This is a genomic window from Rhodococcus sp. TAF43 (assembly GCF_052113525.1).
Classification (GTDB): domain Bacteria; phylum Actinomycetota; class Actinomycetes; order Mycobacteriales; family Mycobacteriaceae; genus Prescottella.
On record NZ_JBFRDL010000042.1, the window covers coordinates 1 to 14,671 of the forward strand.

Annotated in this window: 16 protein-coding genes; 6 read left to right on the forward strand and 10 right to left on the reverse strand. The window is 69.3% G+C overall.

Translation table 11 applies throughout. From position 1 onward, the window contains the following. On the forward strand, positions 1-191 hold a 191-nt coding region (locus tag AB4Z09_RS21335; RefSeq protein ID WP_442240617.1), incomplete at its 5' end, for an integrase core domain-containing protein. Between the two features lie 13 nt (positions 192-204). Here AB4Z09_RS21335 and AB4Z09_RS21340 read toward each other — a convergent pair. Then, the gene (locus AB4Z09_RS21340) at positions 205-2,346 is read right to left on the reverse strand and encodes a DNA polymerase III subunits gamma/tau (RefSeq protein WP_442240618.1); all 2,142 of its coding nucleotides are present in this window, start codon (positions 2,344-2,346) and stop codon (positions 205-207) included. A 185-nt stretch (positions 2,347-2,531) separates the two neighbouring features. On the opposite strand from AB4Z09_RS21340, the gene AB4Z09_RS21345 reads away from it, so the two are divergent. Further along, the gene (locus AB4Z09_RS21345) at positions 2,532-3,848 is read left to right on the forward strand and encodes an ammonium transporter (RefSeq protein WP_114721302.1); all 1,317 of its coding nucleotides are present in this window, start codon (positions 2,532-2,534) and stop codon (positions 3,846-3,848) included. Positions 3,849-3,926: 78 nt separating this feature from the next. Further along, the gene (locus AB4Z09_RS21350; RefSeq protein ID WP_174907705.1) at positions 3,927-4,325 is read left to right on the forward strand and encodes a VOC family protein; all 399 of its coding nucleotides are present in this window, start codon (positions 3,927-3,929) and stop codon (positions 4,323-4,325) included. Between the two features lie 39 nt (positions 4,326-4,364). Here the strand turns inward: AB4Z09_RS21350 and AB4Z09_RS21355 are convergent, their stop codons facing one another. The 4 genes from AB4Z09_RS21355 to AB4Z09_RS21370 are packed head-to-tail and all read right to left on the reverse strand — an operon-like array spanning position 4,365 to position 7,066. Further along, positions 4,365-4,805 carry a VOC family protein gene (locus tag AB4Z09_RS21355; protein WP_114721417.1) on the reverse strand — a complete coding sequence of 147 codons (441 nt, stop codon included), beginning with the start codon at positions 4,803-4,805 and terminating at the stop codon, positions 4,365-4,367. 53 nt (positions 4,806-4,858) lie between these two features. Continuing rightward, a complete protein-coding gene (locus AB4Z09_RS21360) occupies positions 4,859-5,077 on the reverse strand; it encodes a hypothetical protein (RefSeq protein ID WP_174907703.1) in 219 nt (72 codons plus the stop codon). 10 nt (positions 5,078-5,087) lie between these two features. Next, positions 5,088-5,672 carry an HhH-GPD-type base excision DNA repair protein gene (locus tag AB4Z09_RS21365; protein ID WP_174907702.1) on the reverse strand — a complete coding sequence of 195 codons (585 nt, stop codon included), beginning with the start codon at positions 5,670-5,672 and terminating at the stop codon, positions 5,088-5,090. 53 nt (positions 5,673-5,725) lie between these two features. Further along, positions 5,726-7,066, reverse strand: a complete 1,341-nt coding sequence (locus AB4Z09_RS21370) for a hypothetical protein (protein ID WP_442240619.1) — start codon at positions 7,064-7,066, stop codon at positions 5,726-5,728. Between the two features lie 135 nt (positions 7,067-7,201). Here AB4Z09_RS21370 and AB4Z09_RS21375 point away from each other — a divergent pair, with 135 nt between their 5' ends. After that, on the forward strand, positions 7,202-7,828 hold the full coding sequence (locus tag AB4Z09_RS21375; RefSeq protein ID WP_442240620.1) for a DUF5701 family protein: 627 nt from the start codon (positions 7,202-7,204) through the stop codon (positions 7,826-7,828). Between the two features lie 16 nt (positions 7,829-7,844). Here the strand turns inward: AB4Z09_RS21375 and AB4Z09_RS21380 are convergent, their stop codons facing one another. Both AB4Z09_RS21380 and AB4Z09_RS21385 read right to left on the reverse strand, forming a co-directional pair. Next, the gene (locus tag AB4Z09_RS21380; RefSeq protein WP_174907700.1) at positions 7,845-8,966 is read right to left on the reverse strand and encodes an alpha/beta hydrolase; all 1,122 of its coding nucleotides are present in this window, start codon (positions 8,964-8,966) and stop codon (positions 7,845-7,847) included. Positions 8,967-9,032: 66 nt separating this feature from the next. Next, on the reverse strand, positions 9,033-9,650 hold the full coding sequence (locus AB4Z09_RS21385; protein ID WP_442240621.1) for a TetR/AcrR family transcriptional regulator: 618 nt from the start codon (positions 9,648-9,650) through the stop codon (positions 9,033-9,035). A 145-nt stretch (positions 9,651-9,795) separates the two neighbouring features. On the opposite strand from AB4Z09_RS21385, the gene AB4Z09_RS21390 reads away from it, so the two are divergent. Beyond that, positions 9,796-10,362, forward strand: a complete 567-nt coding sequence (locus tag AB4Z09_RS21390) for a VOC family protein (protein WP_174907698.1) — start codon at positions 9,796-9,798, stop codon at positions 10,360-10,362. 18 nt (positions 10,363-10,380) lie between these two features. Further along, positions 10,381-11,781 carry a 3-isopropylmalate dehydratase large subunit gene (gene leuC, locus AB4Z09_RS21395; protein WP_217487173.1) on the forward strand — a complete coding sequence of 467 codons (1,401 nt, stop codon included), beginning with the start codon at positions 10,381-10,383 and terminating at the stop codon, positions 11,779-11,781. 20 nt (positions 11,782-11,801) lie between these two features. Here the strand turns inward: leuC and AB4Z09_RS21400 are convergent, their stop codons facing one another. The 3 genes from AB4Z09_RS21400 to AB4Z09_RS21410 are packed head-to-tail and all read right to left on the reverse strand — an operon-like array spanning position 11,802 to position 14,660. Then, positions 11,802-12,734 carry a ketopantoate reductase family protein gene (locus AB4Z09_RS21400; RefSeq protein WP_174914357.1) on the reverse strand — a complete coding sequence of 311 codons (933 nt, stop codon included), beginning with the start codon at positions 12,732-12,734 and terminating at the stop codon, positions 11,802-11,804. A gap of 8 nt (positions 12,735-12,742) precedes the next feature. After that, positions 12,743-13,909, reverse strand: a complete 1,167-nt coding sequence (locus tag AB4Z09_RS21405) for an enolase C-terminal domain-like protein (protein ID WP_174907697.1) — start codon at positions 13,907-13,909, stop codon at positions 12,743-12,745. Between the two features lie 19 nt (positions 13,910-13,928). Next, on the reverse strand, positions 13,929-14,660 hold the full coding sequence (locus AB4Z09_RS21410; protein WP_174907696.1) for a GntR family transcriptional regulator: 732 nt from the start codon (positions 14,658-14,660) through the stop codon (positions 13,929-13,931). Positions 14,661-14,671: the final 11 nt, after the last annotated feature.

Here is a 14,671-nt window from a genome sequence, read left to right on the forward strand (position 1 = left end):
CTACCGTCAGGTCTTCACCAGCAACAGCGAACGCGCCGACGCACTTGCACCCTGGCTCCTACCGTCAGGTCTTCACCAGCAACAGCGAACGCGCCGACGCACTTGCACCCTGGCTCGAGTACTACAACACTCGACGACGCCACAGCGCACTCGGAGGACTCCCACCGATCAGCCGACTGCAACCAACCTGATGGCCAGGTACACCTAACCGTCGATCTTGCGCGCGCCGAGGATCTCGCCGAGGAACTCCGCGGCGACCTCGTCCGGGTCGCGACGGCTCGCCTGATCCACCGGCACGGCCGCCTCGGCCATCATCTCTTCCTCATCCTCGGGGGTGGTGGGAGGAGGGGTGGCCTCGTAGTCGACGGGCGGCGGCCCGGGGTCGTCCGGGTAGTCCGGAGCCTCGGGCGGTGGGATGTCGTCGAGGTCAGACGAGGACGACCGGGGTGCCGACGGAGGGGGCGCCACGGCAGCCCTGCCCTGACTGGGCCGGGAGAAACGCGGTGCGGCAGGAGCTTTCGCCTGCGGCGCCGACCGGGACGGAGCCGTCTGCGCCGGCGGCGCGGTGCCGTGCTCGCACGTGACCTCCCAGTCGCCGCCGAACACATCGCGCATCGCGGCACCGATCACGTCGGTGTTGCGAGGCTCGACCAGGCGCTTGGCCAGCGGGGCCGAGTCGTGGCTGAGCACCAGACGCGGACCGTCCACCGACCGGACCGTGGCGCCGGACAGCATCACCTCGACCGTGCGACTGCGGTCGCGCACCTTGGCACGCACCTCGGACCACACCGCACGAACCCCGGCGACGTCCGGGCGATCCGACGACTCCGCTTGCACCGGAGCAGGTTCCGGGACCGGCGCAGGCGCTGCGGGCTCGGGCACGGGCGCGACGGCGACGACGGGTTCGACAACCGACTCGGGCCGGCGCACGGGTTCCGGCTCGTGTACGGGTTCCGGCTCCGGCTGACGCGGCTCGGCGAGGGGCTGCGCCGCGACAGGCTCCGGCTGACGCACGGGCTCGGGTTCGCGGGGCGGTTCCGGCTGCCGCTGCGGCTCGGGGGCCGGCGCGGCGTCGGCCTCGCGGCGCTGCGACGGACGCTGGTAGACGGGACCCGGCGACGGCGGCGGCTCGACAGCGACCGGACGCGGCGCGGCGGCCGGGGCGGGCGCCGCGGCGGAACCGGCGGCGGGGATCACCACTCCCTGCTCGATCCGCTCGAGGCGTTGCAGCACAGCCGATTCCGCGTCCGTGGCGGACGGCAGCAGCATTCGGGCGCACATCACCTCGAGCAGCAGGCGTGGTGCCGTGGCACCGCGCATCTCGCCGAGGCCGTCGTGCACCAGTTCGGCGTAGCGGGCGAGCGTCGCGGGACCGATGCGTTCGGCTTCCTCGCGCATGCGGTCGAGGACGTCGCCGGGGGCGTCGACCAGCCCGCGTTCGGCGGCGTCGGGCACGGCGCGCATGAGGATCAGGTCGCGCAGCCGCTCGAGCAGGTCGACGGCGAAACGGCGCGGGTCGTGCCCGGCGTCCATCACCTTGTCGACGGTGCCGAACAGTGCGGCGCCGTCGTTCGCGGCCAGCGCGTCCACGGCTTCGTCGATGAGCGCAACATCGGTGACGCCGAGCAGGGCGAGCGCCCGCGCATACCGGACGCCCTCCCCCCCGGCACCGGCGAGGAGTTGGTCGAGCACGCTCAGCGAGTCGCGCGGCGAGCCGCCGCCGGCACGGATGACCAGTGGGTACACCGCGTCCTCGACCGGCACGTGTTCCTGCGCGCAGATCTTCTCGAGGAGCCCGCGCATGGTGGACGGCGCCAGCAGCCGGAACGGGTAGTGGTGGGTGCGCGACCGGATGGTCGGCAGCACCTTCTCGGGCTCGGTGGTGGCGAAGATGAAGATGAGGTGCTCCGGCGGCTCCTCGACGATCTTGAGCAGCGCGTTGAAGCCCGCGGTGGTGACCATGTGCGCCTCGTCGACGATGAACACCCGGTACCGCGACTCGGCGGGCGCGTAGAACGCGCGGTCGCGCAGCTCACGGGTGTCCTCGACACCGCCGTGGCTGGCCGCGTCGAGCTCGATGACGTCGAGATTGCCTGGCCCGCCCGGGCCGAGGGCGACACACGACGAGCACTCACCGCACGGCGTCGACGTGGGCCCCTGCACGCAGTTGAGCGAGCGCGCCAGGATGCGGGCCGACGACGTCTTGCCGCAGCCGCGCGGACCCGAGAACAGGTAGGCGTGGTTGATGCGTCCAGCGTCGAGTGCGGTGCTCAGGGGCTCGGTGACGTGCTCCTGACCCACCACCTCCGCGAACGAAGCTGGTCGATATTTCCGGTACAGGGCCACGGCGAAAGACTACCGGCGCGTCCCGACAGTGCGCCGCAGGACCGCACCCGGGTGCCGTCCGGCCCGCGAATCGGCGAGAGATTTCCGAAACACGCTCGCAACAGCGCGGCAGCGCCGGTGAAACCGGAGGCGACGATCGTCGTTTCTCGCGTGCGGTCGCCCCGCGACGGTGAGGAGAAACTGACATGCCCGAAACAATCGATGCCGGCACCACCGCCTGGCTGCTGGTGAGCACCGCCCTCGTGCTGCTCATGACGCCAGGCCTGGCCCTGTTCTACGGCGGCATGGTCCGCTCCAAGGGCGTCCTCAACATGATCATGATGAGTTTCGTCTCGATCGCCCTGGTCACCGTGGTGTGGCTGTTCGTCGGGTACAGCCTCGCGTTCGGCGACGACGTGGGCGGCGGCCTGATCGGCGGCCTCGAACACTTCGGCATGGCGGGCATCACCCCCGACACCGTGCACGGTCAGGTTCCCGAGTTCCTGTTCGCGACGTTCCAGCTGACGTTCGCGATCCTCACCGCCGCGCTGATYAGCGGCGCGATCGCGGACCGCGCCAAGTTCTCGTCGTGGATGTTCTTCGTGCCGGTGTGGGCGCTGCTCGTCTACGTCCCCGTCGCGCACTGGGTGTGGGGACCGGACGGCTGGATCTCGAAGCTCGGCGCCCTCGACTACGCCGGCGGCCTGGTGGTCGAGATCGTCTCCGGCGCGTCGGCACTGGCCCTGGCGCTGGTTCTCGGCCCGCGGATCGGGTTCCGCAGCGAGCCGATGCGCCCGCACAACCTGCCGCTCGTGCTGCTCGGTGTCGGCCTGCTGTGGTTCGGCTGGTTCGGGTTCAACGCCGGCTCCGCGATGGCCGCCGACGGCACCGCCGCCGCGGTCTTCCTCAACACCCTGGTCGCCGGCTGCACGGGCCTGCTGGGCTGGCTGTTCGTCGAGCAGAAGCGCGACGGGCACCCCACCACGTTCGGCGCGGCGTCGGGCGTCGTCGCCGGCCTGGTCGCGATCACCCCGTCGTGCGGCTGGGTCGGCATGGTCGGCGCGGCCGTGATCGGCCTCGTCGCCGGCTCCGTGTGCTCGTTCGCGGTGGGCTGGAAGTTCCGCTTCGGCTACGACGACGCGCTCGACGTCGTCGGCGTGCACCTGGTCGGCGGCATCATCGGCACGCTGCTCATCGGACTGCTGGCCGCGGAGGTCATGACCGGCGGCGTGGAGGGTCTGCTGTACGGCGGCGGGCTCGCGCAGCTCGGCAAGCAGGCGCTGGCGGTCGCCGTCGTCGGCCTGTACGCGTTCGGTGTCACGTATGGCCTCGGCAAGCTCATCGACCGGCTCGTCGGGTTCCGCGTCACCGCCGAACAGGAGACGTCGGGCATCGACCTGGCGCTGCACGCCGAGTCGGCGTACGAGCACGCCGTGCTCGCGCACGGCACTCAGCCGGGTTTGTTCTCCCGCGAGCACGAGCGCCCGCGGCAGCGTCCGGAACCGGAAACCGACGGGGTCTGACGGATCCAATCCCTCCCTCCGGAGCGGCGAACGACGCTACCGTGGTCTGTATCGCCGTTCCGGAGGAAGAGGTGCGTTGTGGCGCCGTTCCCAGCTCTAACCCACATCGCGGTCACGGTGTCCGACATGGCCGTCAGCACCGAGTGGTACACGCGCCTGTTCGGGTCGCCGCCGGTGCTCGACGAGGACGAGGAATCCGGGGCCTTCCATCACGCCGTCTTCGTGCTCGGCGGCGGGACCATGTTCGGCCTGCACACCCACACAGGCGAGCGCCCGGACGCAGAGTTCGACGAACGACGGATCGGCCTCGACCACGTCGCATTCGCCTGCACCACCGGCGAACTCGAATTCTGGCGGGATCGTCTCGACGAGCTCGGCATCGCGCACGGCGGCATCAAGACCGCCGCCTACGGTTCCGGGCTGTCCTTCCGCGACCCCGACAACATCGCGCTCGAGTTCTTCGCGCCGCCCGGCTGAATCTGGTTGCCCCGGAATCACGATGATCGGACTCGCGCGTCAGCCGATCTGCTCGAACAGGGACACGATGATCCCTTCGGGCCCACGCACGTAAGCCATGCGCACGCTGTTCTCGTACTCGCCGATGCCACCGACGAGCCCGTACCCGTCCGCAGCCACCGCGTCGACGGCCGCCTGAAGATCGCCGACCTCGAAGGACACGTTGCGCAGCCCGAGCTCGTTGGCCATCGCTGTCGGCGATCCCGGCACGTGATCGGGCGTGACGAAGGCCGAGAGTTCCAGCCGGGACCCGCCGCCGGGCGGCCGCAGCATCACGATGTTGCAGTGCGCACCGGGGATGCCGCACACGGTCTCGACGAACTCACCCTCCACGGACCCGGTGCCCTCCACCTCGAGACCGAGTCCGACGAAGAACGCGGTTGCCGCGTCGAGGTCCGCGACGGTGATGCCGACGTGGTCGAAACGTTGCACGTGTGCCATGGAATCCATCCTGCAATGCCGTCTTGCCGATTCGATGCGGGGTGGAGCCGCCGCTACTGCCCGTTGCCCTCGATGAGTGCGATGTTCTCGGCGATCTCCGTTGCGTCGGGGAACATTTCGAGGCGCTCTCGCGTGTAGTCCAAGGGGCTCAGCTTCGTCTTCCCCGTGGTGACCGAGATCTGCCGCGCCGGGCCTGGGTGAAGTCGACGCCGCGCGCCGGCAGGAGGGGCTTCCGCCCATCGCCCGCACAGCAGCGACCCGTCATCGTTCATCCAGGAGTCCCTACTTCCCCTTCGCCGCCTTCGCCGCGGCCTTGGCGGCCTGCTTGAACTCGCGCACCTCGAGGAGCGTCTGCCGGTCGACGACGTCGGCGATCGAGCGGCGCGCGCCCTCGTCGCCGTACGATCCGGCGGCCTCGCGCCAGCCCTTCGGCTCGACACCGATCTGCTTACCCAAGAGCGCCAGGAAGATCCGCGCCTTCTGGTCGCCGTACCCGGGAAGCGCCTTGAGCCGCTTCAGCACTTCCTTGCCGTCCGGGTCGCCCGACGTCCAGATCGCGGCAGTGTCGCCGTCGTAGTGCTCCACGATGTCGCCGCACAGCGACTGGATGCGCTCCCCCATCGACTTGGGGAACCGGTGCACCGCGGGCGGCTGCGCACACACCGCGATGAAGTCGTCCGGGCTCATCTCCGCGATCTTGTGGACGTCCAGGCCGCCGAGCCGGTCGTCGAGCTTCTTCGGTCCCGCGAACGCCGTCTCCATCGGCACCTGCTGATCGAGCAGCATCCCGATCAGCAGCGCGAGCGGGTCCGACGCCAACAGGGCGTCCGCGTCCGGGTCACCGACAAGATTCAGCGTGAGTGCCATGCCCCGATCCTGCCATCCGGCCGAACGCGGTACATGCCGTCTGCCGGGACCGGTCAGGACGGGCGCCGCCAGAGGATCGCGATCGCGACGACACCGGCGGTGATCGCGATCGTCGCCGCCAGGGCCTCGATCCAGTGCCCGAACAGCGTCGGCTGGTCCACCGCCGGCACCGCGGCCAGCGCGGCGAACACCGCCACCACCGCGATGGCGCCGGCGGCGACCGACCATGCCTGGGCGATCCGCGAGTGCCGGCTCCCGCGCCGTTCGGCACTGCGCAGCAACGCGCGCTCGATCACCCGGGTCGCCTCACCGAGTTCGGCATCGAGGGCCGTCATCTCCGCCGACAACCGTCGCACCAGCACCGTCCGCAACTGCGCGTGCGACATCCGGGGTAGTGACGCACCGTCGTGCCGCGCCTCGGTCGCCAGCAGGACGCGTTCCATGCGCCGCGCCTGCACCCCGGCGAGGTCGTCGAGCGCGGCCAGCAGTCGACCGTCCTCGAGCGCGTCGTGGTCACGCAGGTGGTCGAGCACCAGCCGGTAGTCCCCGGCGTGGCGGGCCCGGACGGCGACCCACGGCACGAGGGCGCGCACCATCTCGCCCACGCCGAACACGTCGTGGTCGTGGTCGCCGGCGGTCGCGTCGAGGTCGAACACGATCGCCCCGGCGTCCTCGCGGACGGCGATGGCCGCACCCGCCCGCACCGGGCGCTCCACCAGCGCGATCGACTCCCAACTCCACCCCGCCGCGTCGGTGCCGCGGCCGTCGACCCGCCGGCGGACCCGGTCACCGCCGTCGCCGGTCACCTCGATAGCCAGGGCCGCCGAGGCACGCTCGTGACCCGCACCGGCGACGAGGTCGGGCAGCCGAAGATTCGACAGGGCAGTATCGAGGTCGGCGCTATCGAGGTCCGGGAAGACGTCGCGCAGCCGGGCATCGACGGTGAGCCCGAACTGCGCGAGGAACCGCGCGAGGACCTGGTCGATCTCACCGGCACGCCAGTCGACGAGGTCCCCGCCCGGACCGGTCGCCAACGCCTCGCACGCGAGCACGGCACCGTGGCCGGGCACGATCCACAGCGACAGGCAGGTCGCCTCGGCGCCGACGTGGATCGCACCCGAATCCGTTGCGAGCACGACCTCCCGGCCGGTGCGGTCGAGCGTCACCCGCGCCGCGGACGGGTGCACCGGCAGCGTGCTTCCCGACTCGATGTTCGACGCGGGCAGGAACGGCGCGAACGCGCCTCGGCGGCCGGGATCGCGCACCGAGTCGGCGACCGAAATATCCTGGAGGCCAGGGATATTCAGTGCCAGAAGAAAGATGTCCAGGACCCCGGCCCGGGGCGGCGATCCCGCCGGTGACCCGAGTCCGTCGACTGCAGCCGGAGCGGCCATCACACTCACCACTTTCGAACCCGCCGCGTCCGGCGCGGCGACCCTGGCCGGAGTATGGCAGCTTTCCCTGCCGATCGGGGAACCAATGCCGCCGCCCGCGCGTTGGACCATCCACTGCCGTCGAAAGGATGACCCATGTCCGATGCCCTCGCCGAATTCGACCGTCAACTCGACCAGCTCGTCCGACTCGGATATCCGGCCCTGGCCGGAAGGTCCGAATCCGCGTTCCGTGACGGGCTGGCCCCGCTGCGTGACGTCGTCGCCGCCCGCCCGGATGCCGATGTCGAGCGCGGCGAGGACCACATCCCGTTCGTGCTCGTCCCGACCGGGCTTCCCCGCGAGGAGACGATCGCCCGCGCGGCACTCGGCAAGCAGCAGGGATTCACTGTTCTCGAGGCCGGCGAGCTCACCACGTTCCGTCCGATCGAGGGCATCGATGTCCCCGACGGTCCGGGCTACCTCCTGTTCGACATCGACACCGGCACCGAGTTCCTGAACGTCACGCCCCAGGACGCGCTCGTGAAGATCACCGGCGACGGCCGCRGCCCGCTGACCATCGACGAGGGCATCGCGCTCGTCACCGCGCGCCCCGACATGCTGCGGAAGAACAAGTGCTTCTCGCTGCTGGCGTCACGCTGCGGCGACAAGCGCGTGCCGGCGCTGTGGATCAGCGACCGCAAGCCGAAGCTGGGCTGGTGCTGGAATGGGAACCCACACACGTGGCTGGGATCGGCGCACGCCGGGGAGCGCGTCGGGCTCTGACGGTCGGGCGCAGCAGCTACTTCGACACTCCGAAACGCTTCTCGATCCAGGCCGCGGTCAGGTCGGCGAGCTCGTCACGAGCACCCGGGGTGAGGAAGTAGTGATCGGCGACGATCTCGTGAAATTCCTTGTCCTCCGCACCGATCAGGTCAAGGATCGCCGCTGCGTCGCTGGGGAACACACCCGTATCGGCCATGGCGTTCACCACCAGCGCGGGGACGGTGATGTTGGGTAGGTGCGCACGCGACCGAGTCTGGGAGTCCTCGAGGCTCCACAGTGACAGCCACGTCCGCAGTGTGCACGCCGAGGCGATGCCGAACACAGAGCGGTTGGCCCGCTCCGGAACGCCGGAGTAGCAGAGGTTCGGTTCGCGTTCGGTGGGCTCGATGGTGGGATCGACCATGCGCGGGTCGGCCCAGGTTCGGGCGACCGAGAACGGCCGGTCGTGGTAGCCGGCGGCAGTGAACCGCTCGAGCTCGTCCTTCACCCACCGGGTGATGCGGTGGTTGCGGGCGACCTGCGCGGCCCGGTAGCGCTCGACGAACTCGGCACTGTATGCCGGCCCGTTGTCCGGATTGAACAAGTCGAGGGACGCGTCGGTTGCCAGTGGGTCGCTCTCGTCGGTGACCGAACCATCCATCCACGCAGTGAGCACCTCGGGCCGACCCAGGTGGGCAGCGGTCGAGATGTAGGCGTCACCGGCCGGCAAGTCTTCGACACCGGACGCCAAGCGCATTCCGGGCAGCGGGGTCAACTTCGGTGCCACCGCCTGTGACTGATAGGCGGCCATGAGCGAACCGCCTCCGGAATTGCCGAGCAGTACGACGTTCTCCACGCCGGCCTGCTCCCGGAGCCAGCGGACACCCACCCCGATGTCGCTCAGGGCGTAGTCGAGGATGAAATGAGGCTCGTCGCCACGGAACCGGGTGTTCCAGCCGAGGAAGCCGATCCCCCGTTTCGCCAGGTAATCCGCCATGTAGTGCTCGGAGAAATCGATCTGGTAGTGCGTCGCGATCACCGCCGTCTTCGGGCGTGTGCCCGCCAGGTGGTGGTACAGACCCTGGCACGGGTGTCCGCCGGCGCCGAAGCGGGGCAGACCAAGGCTCGGCAGTCCGACAAACGTACGTTCGATAGCCACTGTGACTCCTTGTTTATAAATCTGAGTTCAGATTTAGTATCACGGGGTCGAGGCGCTGTCCATCCCTCACGGCCGCCAGTACACGGCGCGGTACCAGATCTCGGTCAGTGTCGCGATGCATGCCTCGTCGTCGACGTCGGCTGCGCGCCCGTTCGCGAGCTTCTCGTAGCTGAACATGTTCATCATCCCGACGATTGCCGTGGCGGTGAGGTGGGGATCGACGCCCGGGCAGTAACCCCGCTGCTGCGCGCGAGTGACCTCCTCCGTGATTCCGGCAATGGCCTCGGCACACAGCTCATCCCAGACCTGAGCAAAATCGTCGTTGACCATGGCGAGTTGGAAGACACCCACCATCTCCGCGAGCCACTCCCGGTAGGTCTCCCAGTGCGCCCGAGCGGACGCAGCCACACGCTCCCGCGGTTCGCGACCGGCCACCTGACGGCCGGCCTGTGCACGCGTGCGTGCCTCGTCCTGGAATCGACGGGCCCAGCGCTCGAGTAACGCCTCCTTGGAGTCGTAATAGTTGTAGAACGACGCCGGCGACCTCCCCGCCTCAGCGAGAATGTCGGCCACCCTCATCTTCAGGAAGCCCTTCTCCGCGATCACCTTTCGCGCAGCGGCATCGATCGCTTCCAGCGTCTCTCGACCCCGCCGCGTCGGTCGACCCTTCACCGGATCAGCCATGTGTGCACCCTTCCCTTGCAATCTTCAGATCGTCTGCCGCCTTTTCTACCCGACCTTCTTCGACCCGCCCCCCTCGCCGCGCTTCAACCGTTGATCAGATATGAACCTGATGTTAGAATCAGATACCACCTCGAAAGGAAGCCCTATGAGCACACCCAACTTCGAGATCCGCGGCTTCAACCACGTCGCGCTCGTCTGCTCGGACATGGAACGCACCGTGGACTTCTACAGCAACGTCCTCGGCCTCCCCCTGGTGAAGACCGTCGACCTCCCCGACGGCATCGGCCAGCACTTCTTCTTCGACGCCGGCAACGGCAACTCCCTCGCATTCTTCTGGTTCGCCGAGGCGCCCGACGGCGTGCCCGGCATCTCGGCCCCTGTCGAGAAGCCGGGCTTCGGTGAATGGACCAGCGCTGTCAGCTCGCTCAATCACATCGCCTTCGACGTCCCTCCGGAGAAGTTTCAGGACTACCGCCAAAGGCTCAAGGAGGCGGGCGTACGGGTCGGCCCGATCGTGAACCACGACGACAGTCCGTCCCAGGTGGCGACCGGGATGCACGATGGCGTGTACGTCCGCTCGTTCTACTTCCAGGACCCCGACGGCATCCTGCTCGAGTTCGCCTGCTGGATGCGCGAATTCGGCCCGGAGGACGTCACCCACACGCCCCGGACCGAAGCGGACCGCCGCAGGCCCGTCGCCGTCACCGACTGACGACTGCGACGACGGCCCGTGGCACCGCGCACCCTGTTCGCCAAGCTGTGGGACGAGCACGTCGTCGTCCGTGGCAGCAACGGCCCCGACCTGCTCTACGTCGACCTGCACCTGCTGCACGAGATGACCTCCCCCCAAGCCTTCGAAGGGCTCCGGGCGGCCGGCAGGCAGGTCCGCCGCCCGGACCTGACGATGGCGACCGAGGACCACAACGTGCCGACCACCGGGCCCGGTTCACCCGTCGCCGATCCACTGAGCCGGCTGCAACTCGAGCTGGTCCGCCGCAACTGCGCGGCCTTCGGGGTGCCGCACCACCCGATGGGCTCGTCCGGCAACGGCATCGTTCACGTCATCGGGCCCGAGCAGGGCCTGACTCAGCCCGGTCTGACGATCGTGTGCGGCGACTCGCACACCTCCACCCACGGCGCCTTCGGGGCGCTGGCTTTCGGGATCGGGACGAGCCAGGTGGAGCATGTCCTGGCGACGCAGACGCTCTGGATGGAGCGCCCGGAGGCGATGCAGGTGTGCATCGAGGGAGACCTCGCTCCGGGTGTGAGCGCCAAGGATCTCGCCCTGCACGTCGTACGCAGCCTCGGCCCCAACGGTGGCGCCGGGGCCGTCCTCGAGTACCGGGGCAGCACGGTCCGGTCGCTCGGCATGGAGCAGCGGATGACGCTGTGCAACATGACCATCGAATGCGGCGCACGCGGCGGCATGGTTGCGCCCGACGACGTGACCTTCGGCTACCTGCGTGGCCGCCGCCACGCGCCAGAGGGCGCCCGGTGGGACGAGGCGCTCGCGTACTGGCGGACCCTTCGCACCGACGACGGCGCCCTCTTCGACCGCACCAGAGTGCTGGCCGCCGCCGACGTCTCCCCGACCGCCACCTGGGGCACCATCCCCAGCCACTCGGTGTCGCTGGACGGCGTCGTCCCGTCCCCCGACGAATACGCCGATCCCGACGAGCGCGAGGTGGCGGTGCGGGCCCTCGCATACATGGACCTCGAGCCGGGAACCCCCGTGCGCGACATCGCAATCGACACGGTGTTCATCGGATCGTGCACCAACGGCAGGCTCGAGGACCTGCGCGCCGCGGCCCAGGTGCTGAGCGGGCGCACGGTGGCTCCCGGCGTCCGGGCCCTCGTGGTTCCGGGCTCGCAGGCCGTCGCGACCGCAGCCGAGGCCGAAGGGCTCGACCGGATCTTCACCCGGGCCGGGTTCCAGTGGCGCTCGGCCGGTTGCTCGATGTGCACCGCCATGAATCCGGATGCGCTGGGCCCCGGGCAACGTTCGGCGTCGACGACCAACCGGAACTTCGAGGGACGTCAGGGTGCTGGGGCACGGACCCACCTCGTGTCCCCCGTGGTGGCGGCGATGACAGCGGTACGCGGCCGGCTCAGCGGTCCCGGAGACCTCTGAGCCGGCCGCGCGGACCGGGATCAGCGGTTCGGGCGTCCCCCGAAGCCGGCCTCGCGGGTCCGCACGAGCGCGGTCAGCGTCGCATTGACCGGAGCAAGGCGGCCCACCTTGGCGGCCTCCCGGGGAACGGCACCGTTGATCACCGCGATCTCGCCGACCCTCCCCGCCTCGTGATCGAGTAACGCCGACGGCTTCGCCGCGGGCATCTGGGCCCCGAAGTCGCGCACGAACGCGACCGGATCGTCCACGTCGACGGCAATTCCGCGGGCCTTGGCGATCTCCCACGCCTCAGTCGCGGCCGCCCGGCTCACCGGGCCCATTTCCTCGTGGTCGAGGACTTCCCCCACCGTGAGTCCGGTCAGCGCGCACGGGGCGCTGTAGGCGACGTTGCAGATCAGCTTCTCCCACTGCATGGCGGCGATGTCGTCGACCGCGCGGGCATCGAAGCCGGCCGTTCGCCAGGCCTCGGCGACCCGGTCCACAGCACTGAACGCGAGATCGGCGTAGGCCCCGAAGCGCATCGCCCGCATCGCATTGTGGTGCACCCGGCCGGGGGCGACCAGTGACGCACCGAAACCGCTGGCGATGCCCACCGCGAGCCGGTCCGCCCCCACGTGCCGGGCGACCTCATCGGCCGAGCCCAAGCCGTTCTGAATCGTGAGCACAACGGTGTCGGCGCCGATCAGCCCGCCGAGAGTGGCTGCAGCGCTGGAGACATCGGCGGCCTTCACCGCCAACACGACGAGGTCGACAACCTCGTGTGGGGTCGTCGGGAATGCACGGATCGATGCCACCCGCTCCCCGTCCGGACCCGAGATCTGCAGGCCCGAGGTTGCGATGGCATGGACGTGATCGGCCCAGGAGTCCACCACCAGCACGTCGTGGCCGGCGGCCGACAGCCGGCCTGCGTATACCGAGCCCATCGCGCCGCAACCCACCACAGCGATACGCAGTTGCACCGTCATGCCACCAACCCCGCAACCTTCTCTGCCAAGCCCACCTTCGCCTCCAGACCGAACCCGGGGTGGTCGGCGGGCCGTATGAGACCGTCGGCCAGGGAACAGTCGGCGCTGTAACCGCCGAACGGCTGAAACACACCCGGATAGGCCTCGCAGCCACCCAGACCCAGCCCGACGACGATGTGCAGATTCACCAGGTGCCCGCCGTGCGGCATCGCGGCGGTACGGTCGAAACCGTGCTGTTCCATGAGCGCGATCATCGCCGCGTACTCGGTCAGCCCGTAGCTCAGACCCGCATCCATCTGGAGGATGTCGCGGTCCGACCGCAATCCACCGAAGCGCAGGAGATTGCCGACGTCCTGTGTGGAGAAGAGGTTCTCGCCGGTCGCGATCACGCCGTCGTACGCCTCGCTGAGTTCGCCGTACAGGGCAAAGTCGAGMGGATCGACCGCCTCCTCGTACCAGCGCAGGCCGTACGGCGCGAGCGCCTCGGCGTATTCCAGGGCCTGCCTGCGGTCGAAGCGGCCGTTCGCGTCGACCGCCAGGTGCTGTCCGCTCCCGGTGACCTCGATGGCAGCTTCGATCCGGCGCAGGTCCTCGTCGAGCGGCAGACCGCCGATCTTGATCTTGACGGCCGGGTATCCGGCCGCGAGGTAACCCGCGATCTCGTTACGCAGTCGGCCCAGGTCGTCGACGTCCTGGTAGTAGCCACCGGCCGCATACACCGGCGCCCCCGCCGCCAGCGGCGTCCGCTCGTAGGCACGCGCGATTGTTCGGTACGCCGGTTCGTCGTGGTACTTGGCGAGCAGGTCCCAGACCGCCAGCTCGATCGCGCTGGCGGCCGCCGCGCGGTCGCCGTGGCCGCCGGGCTTCTCGTCGGTGAGCGCGCACCGCAGGACCCGGGCGGGATCCAGCAGCCCGGTGTCGGGCGACAGGAGCGTGTCCGGGTCCGCCTCGAGCACCCGCGGGATCATCCGCTCACGCAGGATGCCGCCCTGGGAGTGCCGTCCGATCGAGTTGAAGGCGACACCCACCAACGGCCGCCCGTTGCGTACGGTGTCGGTGAAAACAGCGACAAGGGAGACCTTGTGCCGGTCGAAGCTGACTACCGCGTTCGAGATGGCCCCGACCAGCGGCACATCGATTTCGCGGATCTCGGTGATCCTCACTTTTCCTCCATGACTCTTCTCAACGCTGCCTCTGCATCGGCACGTTGAAATCGAAGCGATCGCCCGGGTGGATCGACACGGTCACCTGGGCCACTGCTCCCGAACTCTCGACATATCTGCGGGTGATTTCGAGGCACGGCGAACCGGCCTCGGCCTTCAGTTGCGCGGCAAGGCCCTTCGGCAGGGCGCACGCGCGAATACGTTGCTCGACACGATCGGTCAGCCGCCCGGTACACCGCTCCACGATCTCGTTGATCAGACCATCCGGACGCTCGAGGCGGTCCCCGACGATAGCGGCGACCTCGGGGTCGAGGTACACGTCGGTGTGGCACACCGGGAGTTCCTCACCCAACTCGCCGAGCCGCAGCATGCGGATCAGGGTCCACGCGTCGCCGGCGTGGCCGCCGATCCGGTCGGCGAGGGCCTGGTCGGCGACCACCTCGTCCCGGGACAACACCAGCCGCCTGGTCTCGACGGAGTACTGCACCAGGTCGTTCATGTTCGTAACGGTGCGCGTATATCCGCTGGTGGGCTGCGCCGACTCCACAAGCGTCCCGATCTTGCGCCGCCGCGACACCATGCCCAGACGCTCCAGGGAATCCAACGCCGAGCGGACTGTGGCTCGTGACACGGCGTAGCTGTCGGCGAGATTCACCTCGGTCGGCAACTTCGATCCCACCGGGTAGGACCCGTCCTCGATCCGCTGGGACAGTGACCGCGCCACCTCCTCATACCGGGCAACCACAGTCATCCCCCTCCATC

Coding starts and splice junctions, on each gene's coding strand:
- AB4Z09_RS21355 (WP_114721417.1), bottom strand. CDS start 4,805: ATGGCACACGTGCAACGTTTCGACCACGTCGGCATCACCGTCGCGGAC.
- AB4Z09_RS21360 (WP_174907703.1), bottom strand. CDS start 5,077: ATGAACGATGACGGGTCGCTGCTGTGCGGGCGATGGGCGGAAGCCCCT.
- AB4Z09_RS21365 (WP_174907702.1), bottom strand. CDS start 5,672: ATGGCACTCACGCTGAATCTTGTCGGTGACCCGGACGCGGACGCCCTG.
- AB4Z09_RS21370 (WP_442240619.1), bottom strand. CDS start 7,066: ATGGCCGCTCCGGCTGCAGTCGACGGACTCGGGTCACCGGCGGGATCG.
- AB4Z09_RS21385 (WP_442240621.1), bottom strand. CDS start 9,650: ATGGCTGATCCGGTGAAGGGTCGACCGACGCGGCGGGGTCGAGAGACG.
- AB4Z09_RS21390 (WP_174907698.1), top strand. CDS start 9,796: ATGAGCACACCCAACTTCGAGATCCGCGGCTTCAACCACGTCGCGCTC.
- AB4Z09_RS21410 (WP_174907696.1), bottom strand. CDS start 14,660: ATGACTGTGGTTGCCCGGTATGAGGAGGTGGCGCGGTCACTGTCCCAG.